Annotated in this window: 10 protein-coding genes; all 10 read right to left on the reverse strand. The window is 40.5% G+C overall.

Annotation, left to right across the window (positions count from 1 at the left end; translation table 11 throughout):
* Nucleotides 1–6: 6 nt before the first annotated feature.
* From ACO1QW_RS12645 to ACO1QW_RS12690, 10 genes are read right to left on the reverse strand one after another with little or no spacing between them, the layout of a single operon-like run.
* Nucleotides 7–2,676 (reverse strand): hypothetical protein, encoded by a 2,670-nt coding sequence (locus ACO1QW_RS12645; protein WP_486259047.1) that lies wholly within the window; start codon nucleotides 2,674–2,676, stop codon nucleotides 7–9.
* Nucleotides 2,673–5,822 (reverse strand): hypothetical protein, encoded by a 3,150-nt coding sequence (locus ACO1QW_RS12650; RefSeq protein ID WP_486259049.1) that lies wholly within the window; start codon nucleotides 5,820–5,822, stop codon nucleotides 2,673–2,675. Before ACO1QW_RS12650 ends, ACO1QW_RS12645 begins: the two co-directional genes overlap by 4 nt.
* The gene (locus ACO1QW_RS12655) at nucleotides 5,819–6,274 is read right to left on the reverse strand and encodes a GPW/gp25 family protein (protein WP_486259051.1); all 456 of its coding nucleotides are present in this window, start codon (nucleotides 6,272–6,274) and stop codon (nucleotides 5,819–5,821) included. Before ACO1QW_RS12655 ends, ACO1QW_RS12650 begins: the two co-directional genes overlap by 4 nt.
* Entirely contained in the window at nucleotides 6,247–6,531 is a 285-nt protein-coding gene (locus ACO1QW_RS12660) for a PAAR domain-containing protein (RefSeq protein ID WP_486259053.1), read from the reverse strand. Before ACO1QW_RS12660 ends, ACO1QW_RS12655 begins: the two co-directional genes overlap by 28 nt.
* A 10-nt stretch (nucleotides 6,532–6,541) precedes the next feature.
* Complete coding sequence (vgrG, locus tag ACO1QW_RS12665) at nucleotides 6,542–8,290, reverse strand: type VI secretion system tip protein VgrG (protein WP_486259054.1); 1,749 nt, start codon at nucleotides 8,288–8,290, stop codon at nucleotides 6,542–6,544.
* The gene (locus ACO1QW_RS12670; protein ID WP_486259056.1) at nucleotides 8,287–8,985 is read right to left on the reverse strand and encodes a CIS tube protein; all 699 of its coding nucleotides are present in this window, start codon (nucleotides 8,983–8,985) and stop codon (nucleotides 8,287–8,289) included. The genes vgrG and ACO1QW_RS12670 overlap by 4 nt, the downstream gene beginning before the upstream one ends.
* A 25-nt stretch (nucleotides 8,986–9,010) precedes the next feature.
* Nucleotides 9,011–9,196: a DUF5908 family protein gene (locus tag ACO1QW_RS12675; RefSeq protein WP_486259058.1), complete on the reverse strand. Its 186-nt coding sequence runs from the start codon at nucleotides 9,194–9,196 to the stop codon at nucleotides 9,011–9,013.
* A 5-nt stretch (nucleotides 9,197–9,201) separates the two neighbouring features.
* Entirely contained in the window at nucleotides 9,202–9,648 is a 447-nt protein-coding gene (locus tag ACO1QW_RS12680; protein WP_486259060.1) for a phage tail protein, read from the reverse strand.
* A gap of 8 nt (nucleotides 9,649–9,656) precedes the next feature.
* The gene (locus ACO1QW_RS12685) at nucleotides 9,657–10,088 is read right to left on the reverse strand and encodes a phage tail protein (protein WP_486259061.1); all 432 of its coding nucleotides are present in this window, start codon (nucleotides 10,086–10,088) and stop codon (nucleotides 9,657–9,659) included.
* Nucleotides 10,089–10,127: 39 nt separating this feature from the next.
* A complete protein-coding gene (locus ACO1QW_RS12690; protein ID WP_486259063.1) occupies nucleotides 10,128–12,083 on the reverse strand; it encodes a phage tail sheath family protein in 1,956 nt (651 codons plus the stop codon).
* Nucleotides 12,084–12,090: the final 7 nt, after the last annotated feature.

The raw sequence follows: 12,090 nt of genomic DNA on the forward strand, positions 1-12,090 counted from the left end.
ATTGTTTTAAAGATTACCTAAACTGGTTCGTCCTAACACAAGCGGATTTGCTGGCGTCTCACCACAATGAGGCAGCACGCCTTTTGGCATTAAACTCCGCAGGTTAAATAGTATATCGATCAATGCTCTTGTTGCAATCAATCCTTCAGTTGTGTTTTGTTTTCCTTCCTGTTTTAATGCAAGCCATAATTTCCATGCAGTTTCAAATTGTGCAAGCTGCTCTTTATTTACCCAACAGATCTTTGGATAGATATGCGCAGGTGTTTGTTGCCGGATAAGATTCTCCACTTGTTTTCTGAAATCCATGTTTCTGAAACGAATTGTTTCCGCCGGCAATACAACTGTAATGCGGAACGAATAAGGATCCTGTTCACAATCTTCACAATCATTATCGGTACACACCGGTAAGAAATTTTCTTTGTTGAACAGTTCATTTTCCTTTTGTAAGAATGCTGCATCTAATCGCAACAACAAATGTTCCACTACAAATAATCCTTCATTACTGAATTGTTCTTTCACCAGCAACATCAGTTTGAGAATAGCAGCTTCTGCCTGGCTTTTGCTTGCAAAAAACTCATTGCGCCTTGCAAGTATGGTTCCGGAAGCATCAATTACATTAAAGTGATACCGGCCATCGGTAGCTTGTTTCAGATCGTAATGATCACGAAGTGAAGCATGCTCTATTGCTTTGGCGAAAACCAGTTCAGCTTCTGCCTTTGTTGAATATTTCTTGACACTGCTGAGTAATGTTCTGCTTCCATTATCCGGATCAGCAATGCGGAACACATAGTCTGCCGTACCGTTGTTGATCTCTTCCACCACTTCTGACTTGACATTTGAAATGGCATGTCGTGAATAATTGCTGATACCAAGCAAGCGACAAATCCTGTGCTCCAATCCGCTTACATTCTTTGTATCCCAAACAGGGCTTTTTGTATAATTATAACCAGCTGATCTGTTCTTACTCAATAAAGGATACTCTTGCAGCAGTTGAATTTTTGCAGCAAGCAGTTCGCTATCGGAAACATTATCTGAAAGCGTGTATAGCTGAATGGCATAATCTGTAAACTGTTCAGCAAAGCGACTGAGTAAATGATCGGTAAACCGATTTAAGCGGTCTGTATCTTTTTCAAAATTGCTGACAATGCCTGCAAGTGTTCCGCCGGGATTTGCATAGTCGTCTGTATTGATAATAATTTCCTTCTTTTTCTTTTCGGCTGGATCAGCTATATCTTCTGTTTCACCAATATCAGCGAGCTTCTGATAAAAATAACTCTGCGGCGTTGTTACATCGGTCATCGGCCGTTCCAACCGCAATAGGTCTTTTACATGATGCAGTTGCGAAAGATAATTGCCAAGCAACTGATCAAAAAATACGAGATACCCTTTCAATTGTTTTGCTTGCGAACGACGCAACTCATCGGCATGAGATGGCAATCCATGATCACTCACTCCATAAACAAGTGGCAGATCATTCCGCAGCGAACGGTAACCATTCACTTGCCTGTCTACACCTTGGGCATACATGTAATCGTCATACTTTTTATCTTTCTTCGATAACCTGTCTACTTCCATCTTCTCCCTGAACAGATCAATCGCTTTTTGCTTATTGGCATTTACAGGAACAACATCTTTATAAAAATGCAAGGCCATCTTGTCCAAACAAAGCCCGGGCTTTTTTCCTTTATCGATGCAAAGCACCCATTCATTCTTTAGTTCTTTGTCCTCACTGCAAAAGTTGAACTTCACTTCCTTCACAGCAATCACATGTTGTATATCCATCATAATGGATATAATGTCGGACAAGAATATTTTTCGTTTAAGTCCTGACCGCTTTACTTCTTCGTCCGGAATAAAACCATATTTCAAAACGGGGCCACTGAATATCTCATCCATGCGGTATGGTTCGCCATTACTTTTTTTCAACTCCCGCATTTCAGCAAGTGTATATTGCTTTACATCAGGCGATAAGTAATTCTGTACACGGTATAATATTTCCGCATACACTTCAAAAGCATTTGCCGTTGGCAGTATTTCCACATCAGCACAAATGCGAATCTTTTGTTCATCGACCAGTTCAATATTCCGGAGATCTTCACATAGGTTGCGATGTTTGTGAAAACACTGTCTTAAATCGTCAAACAATTGTTGTCGCTTCTCATCATCCCAATCAGTTCCATCTTTATACTTCATATCCAGCTCCACCTTCACATCGTAAATACCATTCAATTTAAACTCATCATATTTTTCATGATCAGGCTTAGCGGCTACAATATGTTCATTCTTAAAATCAACAAATAACGATTCATCGGCTTTCAATAGCCAGGCATTCTTTACTCCATCTGCACCAATGAATAATTTCCGTAGATCAATTTCTGAAACAGGTCGTGTAGGTAATATTTTTCTTGCTGAATAAAACTGAGATTTAAAATTCTGTTTATTACTTTTTGAAGTTGATAAGATATCTTTTAATGGGAACGATGTACGATAGCCGAGATCTGTAATAGCGTACGACAGCAACTCCATAATGGTAATACCGGGATCATGCGTATTGTAATCCGTCCACAGATCAGATGAATAGCGTTCGATCCACTTCAACCCTTCTGCACGCAGAAAGGCATAATCCATGGCTGATGATGCAGGTTTTTGTTTTGATATGGTAACAGCATTCTTCATACACAAACTTCTGTTTCCTGGTAAGCGGTGATCAAATGTTGGTTATGCGAAACAAGAATAGCAGCCGGGTTACTGATCTTTATTTCATCAGTATCAGCTCCCGGTACGTTGTTGACTATATGATACATGTTGAACTCTGTAACAAAATCAACATAGCTCAGTTCTTCAATAAAATTGAGCAGGACAGATTTCCTGATATGGCCGCCAAAAACAATATCAGCACTTGATGAATAGGCCCAAGGTGTGAGATAACGAATGAGGTCATTGTTCAACACATCCGCATAAAAACCAAAATCACCTTCGGTTGTAAACCTGATCTTGAGTTGCAGCTTCACTTGTTCATACACCGGGTTCTTCACCTGCGGCGTAACAAAAAACGAACAAAGCTCTTTCAGGTAATCTTCTATCCTTGTAATAAGGTCGAGACTTACTTTTGGTTCAAGCGGACTGAATTGATTTTTATTCCGTACATCAGGCACAACTATCAATGTTACATTACCCGGCTTCACAAAATCACAAGCACAATCAGCAGGCAATACACTATGGTTTAAACATTTCACTTTATACACTTCAGGAAATTCCTGCAACACGAGATGTTCATAGTCCCAGAGATCAACAGCCCGTTGTTTATGACGCAAGCGTTCACTCACACGCAGGTAAAAATCATCTTTTGATTCAACTGCCTTTCCACCAAAAGATGCATAAGGCTGGATAAGTTTTTTTACTTCAGCTACTTTATTCACCAGCTTGCTGATAGTGCCAGCAGCAGATTCATGCAATGCATTTTTATTTGCATCAGCTTTAAATGTTGCTGTGATAGCTTGTGGTAGTACATTATTAAATAAACAAACAGCATCCACATCTTTTTCAACCACTGCACAGATCCATATTTTGCCGGCATCAAGCAAACTATTATCCGTAGTTGCTTCCGCAGGTATCACTAATCGGATAATACCGCTTCTTAATAAATGATTGGTTTCGTCTTTCAATATTTCTGTTTTCTTCAGTTTTCGCCATTCATTATTGCTTAATGCAAACCATTGGATGTTCACTGCTTCCTTTTCAGGGTTAGCTGTGCCTTCTGCAAACTGAAATAAAAATGAAACGGATTGACCAGGCAAAGCACCGGTTAATGAAAACAAGAAGCTTCCTTCATTTACATAAGAAGGAAAAAGAAAAATACTCTTGTTAAAAGGAACAAGCGGGCCAAATAGTTTTGCTGTTTCAGCTTTTAAATAACCGTGCTGTTCTGCCTGGCCAAACACCCCGAGATGAAATAATTGAATTTCTTTCCGGTTGAAATCACCAAAGCTTTCGGATGAAAGAATGATTTCTGTTGATGAAGCTGTATAGTTAAAACGGATGGTTTTAATTGTTGGTGTGTAAGGTTCCTTTGGCAAAACGCTGACACTTTTTTCTCCTGAACCACTCATAGCTGCTGCCAATATTTGCGGGTATATGCTATGAAGAAAATCTTTCTGCAATTCAAAACGGATAAACCCTTTCTCAGAAGAAACAGGAAGTATCACTTTTTTTGCAATGCTACTTACTGCATTAAAATTGTAGCCAAGAAAACCTGCGATGTATACATTGGGATTGGAATAAAGAGATTGAAAAGAATTGTAAGATGAAATGAAATACGTGTTGAGCCACGGATAAATTGAAAAAAGACCGGGTGAACTTGCTGTATTAGGCCATGTAACTGTCGACTCTGCATTACTTACATCAAACAAATTTGTTTCGCCGTTTCTTGTTGTACTGGTTTTAACAAAATAGTCGGCTTTAAAATATTCGTTCTTCTTAACAGGGTTAGTAGGCTTATAATTACTGTAATGAGCATTTAAATCAGCAGGTGGCGCCAACCATGTTACATCAAATGAAAATGTATCCAGATTTTTATGCAGCACTTCTTCAAACCCAACATAAAACGATGAGCCTTTTTTAGGAAGTGATCCAAATGGTTGAAAAGGTTTCTTTGCATCAACCACACCCTGGTCATTCTCCAATCGTAATCCTGCAACGCCAGTTACTTTCACATCGATCTTTAGTTTGGTTACAGTTGCAGCCTTTAATGCTCCAAACAAATTACCCTTGCTTGTTGTATCAGCTTTTAACTGCATGACAGGCCATACCGTGTTGAACGATTGTCCATGCAGCAAAGCATCATACTTAGTTATCTCTTCATCACCGGCTCCTAAAATATGCCTGATGCTGATCGATTGATTGCCTGCATTGAAATTATTTGCTGCTGTAACCGTTGCTTCAAACGGACCCATCCAGTTTTTCTTACCGGTATAAAAAACTTCCAGCTTTTCTCCACTGATGTTTTTAATGCTTTGCAAGGATTGTGCAAGTCCGCTTAGGTGAATAGTGATATTTATTTCTCTTGTGCCTTCTTTCAACAATAACAAAGGCGATGCTAATGCAAAACCAATTTTCGTAGACGAAAGATGATTACCACCAAATGCTTTCCACCATGGTTTTGTGGGATCTGGTTTTGCAGCAAGTCCGTCAGGTGAATTGGCAACACTTGCAAAACGAACAACATCACTTTCACCAGGGTTTAAATAAATGGTTCGTTTATCAGCAATGGTTGCAGTGTTAATGAGCGTATCATCATCGGCACTATACTGAAGCGGTAGTTTTGTTGCAGCATCTTTGCCTGCATCAAACAATGTATTCTTTGCAGAAAAATATTCTGAAGCACCCTTCGCCAATTCATACACTACATGCACTTTATCAGGCTCAGCTTTCAACTGATGGAGATCGAGTACATGTTCGTAATAAAAATCGAGATGCTCGCCTGTTAAATTGTTCAATTGATTTTGTGCGTAGCCAAAAAGTTTTACAAATACGAGGTACAATGCAAACTGCGGATGAAAATCGCTGTGGCTGTCGATGCTCTTTTTTAGTTCTGCAAGATTCAATCCCTGCTGAAAGAAATGTTTCCAATTACCATCAATGTTCAATTGTTCGTTAAAGAAATTCACTTGTTCAGCAAAGTCAATAGCAAACTGTACCAGGTCGTCCATACTGCGTTCATCAATCTTCACATAGTTCTTGTTGAGCAATACAGTTGCCCGTCGTTTCAACCTGCTTGTTCCATCCCGCAGCAATAATTGTTCGTATGGTTTACCCGTGATCATTCGCCTGTTGTTTTTAATTCAGTTGCTTCAGCTTTATAAAATGGGAACACATAATTATACCGGCTGTTGGTTGTACGTACTTTGTAATGAATATCGATGAGTATTCTTCCTTCCAGTTCTCCTTCATCATCTATCTCCAATTTTTCCACTTCAATGCGAGGCTCATAGATCAACAAAGCAGTACGCACTTTATCTGCCATTACTGTTTTTAATGTTGTTGTTACAGGATCAAACACAAACTCATTCATATCGCATCCATATTTTGGTTGCATGATGCGTTCGCCCGTAACAGTTGATAAGAGGATGTGAAGACTTTGATTAATATCGTCCACCGCCGCAACCATATTCACCAGTCCGGCTGTTTTATTGAACGACGGAGGAAAACTCCATCCTTTACCTAAAAAATCATCTTTCACTTCCATGGTTAACCTCCTATTATTACTGTTGGACATCCTGCTACAATTGTTCCGCCATGTGCAGTTGTATCGCCCATGCGTGCCGCAGGCATACCACCGATCATTACTGTTGCAGAACCTTTAATGATTGTATCAGGCGGACCAGTACACACTAACATATCACCAACACGTGCAGCCGGCATACCAGCTATCAACACCGTTGCACAACCCGGTGGCATCACCGGGCCGCCAACATGAGGTACAGTTCCATTTACCATTGGGCAAACATGCATATCGCCCACTCTTGCTGCCATTGACATACGCTTAGTTTATTTGTACTACCGATCCTTTTACTGTTGTTGAACCGCTTGATGATACTTCCATTGTTCCGCTTGCATTAAGCTTACCGCTTGCACTGGCTTTCAGTTCTGCATTCAATGCTTCTAGTGTTAAGTCAGTACCAGCTTTAATGTTGATGGCTTTTGATGCTTCAATCGTAATACCATCTGCATTCATCAAAAATTTATTTCCGTTTTCATCCGCTATCTGAATTTCACCTGCATCTTCATCCACAATAATTTTTTTACCGGCAGGAGTTTCTGTTGTGAATGATTTTTTTTCATCGTTCCATACCCATTTCATTTCGCTGCGTGTTTGTAATCCCTTTTCATGATTATCATTATTCTGTTGCAATGGAGAAACTTTTGCAGAACTATGCAGGCCTCCTAATATCACCGGATAGTTGGGATCTTCATTGAGAAAACCAACCAATACCTCATCCCCCACTTCTGGACGAAAGAAAAAACCACGGTTGTTTCCTGCATCAGGCATCATCATGCGTGCCCACATACCTTCTTCCTGCATGCTGACAGAAGGCAGTTTTATTTTCACTCTGAATTCATTCATTGGATCTTCGAGGTCAGTTACCACACCTGTATGCAATCCTTTAATAGCAGGACCATAAGCAGCTGCGGGAAATGCACTGATGGGCAATGTTGTTGCATAAGCATTGGCATCTAAACCAAATTGGGCAGTAGTGATCCAACTTCCATCAAACAACTCATGACGGATGCCACTGATAAATGCATTGCTGCTGAAACGATCCCCAACACCTGAGATAGCGATCATTTGCCCCGGCTTTACATCGGCATAACCCTGGAACTTTGCACTGCCCCTAATTTTCGATAAACGATTACGCATGAGTTGTGCATCGGCCCATTGTTGCAATTGCGGTTCAGGCAATGCACCTGCATGTTGAATGATTTGTTTACTGTTTCCTGTTGCAGCAGAAATATCTTCGGGAGATAAATTACCGGCGTTACTGATCGTTGGCGCACTTGCTTCTACATCTACCAATTCCTGGTCGGCATGGTTCCATGTTTGTGCATGCACTGTTTCAAACTGACCACGTGCATCTATCTCCGCATCCATTTCCAAAATCGTTGCACCAAACAATACACTTAACGATTCAGTAGCAGCGAGATCAGGTTTCTTTGCAATGAGTTTTCCTTCTTCACAAAAACAAATCAATCCGTTTGCTTCTGCACGTGTCACAATAAAATCCCAGTCAGTTGAATGGTATTGCACAATTTCTTTTAACGCAGCTCCGGTGTTTTCTATCTCCGCTTCTAATCCTGCATCCTGGATAATTTCTTCCATCACTTGCTGATCACTTAACTCTGCAAAATATTTGCTCTTTGCATATGTGCTTAATTTTACGAAAGCGTCCTTTGCTTCCACTTCAAGTACAGGTGATCGTTCATTTCTTATTTTGATAGCCTGTTTTACAACAATGCCTTTGAACAATAATTTTTCATCGGCTTCATAGCCGGCCCACAGTTCAAGATTTTTTCCGGGTATAAACCATTGTTCATTGCTTGCGGGAAAATTTGATTGTGCCGCATCACCATCATAAATAATGAGCTTGCAGGAAGGAATGCGATAAGCCTGCCTTTGTATCACCACTGAACTGATGTTGACGCTGCGTGGCACATTCTCCCCTTCAATTTTTACTGTGAACGTAACCACATCAGTGCCTGCTGAAGAAGATGGTATGGTACGGGTTTCACTCATGCTTTTACTTTTTCAACTGGTGGAAAAAAAAGTTCTTGTCCCACTTTTATATCACGGTAATGATTGAGTTGATTCACAGCTGCTACCTGCAGGTATAAATTTTCATCACCATAAATGGTATAGCACATATAAGGTAAAGTATCACCATGCTTCACACGACGCACATGTGTAAGATCGGGCGACTGTGCATTTTCTGCTGCTGTGCGCTGCACATCTTCAACGGCACCCATGAACGAACATTTTGCTGATGCCCTGATAGGCGTGCCATCTGGCTTGAACAGTTTATAAGTAATGCTGAGATTAGTCAACCGACATTTGAACAGCATCGTTCCCCAATATATCTTAACGTAAGGTGTTTCATGTGTATCGCCCACAAAATCATACACTACTTTTTTCAGTTTGTTGATGGTATCAACAATTGAATGAACAGCAGTAACAACAGGTACTCCGCTTTCTGCTGCAGGTATGCCATCGCCATTCAATACGCCTGTTGCATCAAACAAAAAATCAAACTCAAGATTTTGTGGTCGGCTGCAACTGTAACGAGGTTGTGCAGCACTGGTACCACCGGCTTGTTGCTCGGTGTATTCAATCGTATGAGAAAGCGTATACGATTCCGGATTTACCTGCACAGTAAATTCTCCGTCCGCCATTGCAGTGTTGAATTCTGCATCGGTGTACGCCTTCAATGTCATCTTCTGTAACTTACCCGGTATCATACTATCGTTCTTCTTTTTCTTTTAAAATGCGTAATACTTCTTCCACACAAATTTTTACAAGTGATTCTTTCTTGCTTTCACCATCTTTTTTTTCACCTTCACTTTGCCCACGTTGCTGACGGCTTTCTTTATTGCCGGTTTCATTTACATAAGCAGTGATCTGTATTTCATTAATGACTACTGGCATACGGTTTAACGGTTAAGGGGTGAGAAATAAGCACAGCTCAGTACCAATGTTTCCACTACCACTTCGCTATTATTAGCATTGAAAGATGATAATTCCCATTTGATGGGGATGCTGTTATACACCCGCCACATATAAACGGGTGCATGTATTTCGTTGAGTAAGCTGATGGTTAAATTTAACGGCCGGAATTCAAAATTCTCCATTGCATTTTTTACCCAACGATAGAGTTCAGAATATTCAAACAATCCACGCTTCAATGTTATATCGCTGAAGTTGGCTCTTGTTGGCAGCTTATGCGAAAAACGATTTTCCCCACCTTCATTCACTGATTCTGTTCCCATACTTACAGACAAACCAGCCACTTCCTGGAAACGTACGTCAACAGGCGATTGCGGAAATAACTCAAAGGTTACCAGGAAATGAAAACCGGTAAGCGGATATTCAAATGGCATACTCTTGTTTATGGAAGTTCAATAACCAAACCTTCGTGTGCGAGTTCCATTGTTTCAATGGCCACTTCGTTTCCGTCGGCTTTCAGATCAGATGACTGCACTTTAACCGGGAATGCATTTTTTATTTTCCATACCATTACCGGTTCGTGCTGCTCATTGAGTAATGAGATCACCAAATCCCTTCGCTCAATTTTATTCATCTGTACTGTGTTGAGCCATGCATAGTATTCATTGTCGCTTTCAAAAGTTCCCCGTTTTAGTGTAACGTTTGAAAATTTTTGCAGGCCTGGCATTTTTATTTTAGAATATTCAGGACTTGAGCCATCTCTGTATTCAATTACATCAAGACTTTTATCTAAGCCTGTTACTTCTGTAAAACCAATACGGGTACCGCCCCATTCAACCCTGAAATGAAATTTTGATAAAGGATAATTTGCCATATCATTCTTTTTGTGTGATTAATGTGATGTTACTGCAGATCAGGACTCCTGCATTTTGTGAGAGAAACGAAGGATGATAAACTCAGCCGGACGAACAGCTGCCATACCGATTTCGACAAACAATTTCCCTTCAAGAATATCCTGTGCAGTCATTGTTGCTCCAAGTCCGCAAGCAACATAAAATGCATGCTCCGGTTTTGCACCTGCCAATGCGCCTTGCCGCCATAACACAGTGAGGTAATTGGAGATCATTGCTTTTACTTTTACCCATGTGTTTGCATCATTCGGTTCAAACACAAACTGCTCGGTTGCTTTCTTCACACTCTCTTCAACCATATTGAACAAGCGGCGAACGGAAACATAGCGCCATTCATTATCATTTCCTGCCAATGTTCTTGCACCATACACCAATGTTCCTTTACCGGTGAATGCCCGGATAGCATTGATGGATTTACCTGCTGTTACATCAATATTCAATGCATCTAATTGTCCTGCGTTAAATGTTGTAGCTGGCCCGATGATGCCACTGATGCTTACATTGGCAGGAGCTTTCCACACGCCACGTGTACGATCAACAAATGCATAGATACCAGTTACAGAACCTGAAGGAGGGAGAATAGTTTTTGTGTTTTGAATACCATCCAGTATTGCTTTGTAAGCGGGGAATACAATTGCCAATCCTTTATCTGCTTCCTGTTCTGTAAGTGCTGCTGTTTTTACGATTGCACTGGAAAAATAACTGTTGATAAAATTAAACTCCGTACGAAGCAACGGAATAATGCTTCTGATCATTGCTGCATCATCTGCACCACTCATTACATTTAATGAAGCAGGAGGCGCACTAAAAATAGTTGTCCAGTTTGCATGCGATGGAGAAGAGATAGAATGCTGCACTGTGTAAGCAGCAGTTAGTTCTGCATCTGCTTCCACTTCATAACTAATGATCTTTGAGTACGAAGTCACTAATGATTTAATGGTGTTTTCATAATTTAATTTAAGATTATTGCTGTTTGTTACAGCAGCAGATGTTGCACCTGCAAGTTTGTCCACTTCACGTGCAATGTCAAAAAGAAAAGCCATCACCGCTTCAAGATTTGCCGGGTTGGGCGTTACAGATAACGCATTTTCCAAAGCACTATAACGTGCGGCTACATTTGCGGATGACCCCTGCAAAGTAGTTGTGCTCGTACTTACTTTTACATTGTCAGCAACAGCATCATTCAGTTTTTCAATTTTTGGCGATAGGTCACCTGAGCCTAAATCGCTCAATGTAACATTTACTCCATCACGTTGAAAACGATTGGGGAATATGCTATTGTTCATAAAATCGCTATACTTGATCTGTCGAGGAAGAATTACTTCCAGCCACGGCGTATACACTGCACCATACTTCAAATTATTGATGCCAATACCGCTCCTGAATGTTTCTCCTTTGTAATCATTATTCTTTACATCCATCACTACAAACCTGTCTTTCAGCTGTTCACATTGCATCAATGCTTGTTGATATACTTCATAATAATCGCTGTCGTTTGTGAGCAATGAATTATCAGGGAAAATGAGTAAGGTTGGTTCATCTACTTTTTCAATTACTTTTAAACCTTTTCCCTCATCGAGAAAATCGCCTTTTGCTTTGGGATCGGTGTACAGCCCAACAGAAACAATGTAACAATCGCCACCACCATTCTTAAAAAACATACGCAGCGAATCGTACATAAACAACGACTGGCTGATGTTGGCCGATTTAAAATTGTTCAATGCATCAACAGTCACTTGCGTGATAGCCAATGATGGTGCTCCTCCGAAATACGTTTCATAATCGAGCAGGCTGCTGATCTTTACTGCTTTATTTTTTAGATCGCCGGGACCGTACTCATCTGCTCTTGCAGTGTAGCCGATGAAAGCAGGAATTGCGGTTTCAACCTGTGCTATGGAAGGAGGAAATTTTGGAACCTCTTCTATGTAAACACCGGGAGTTTTAACTGTTAATGCCATAGTTGAC

This window comes from Lacibacter sp. (genome assembly GCF_057361365.1).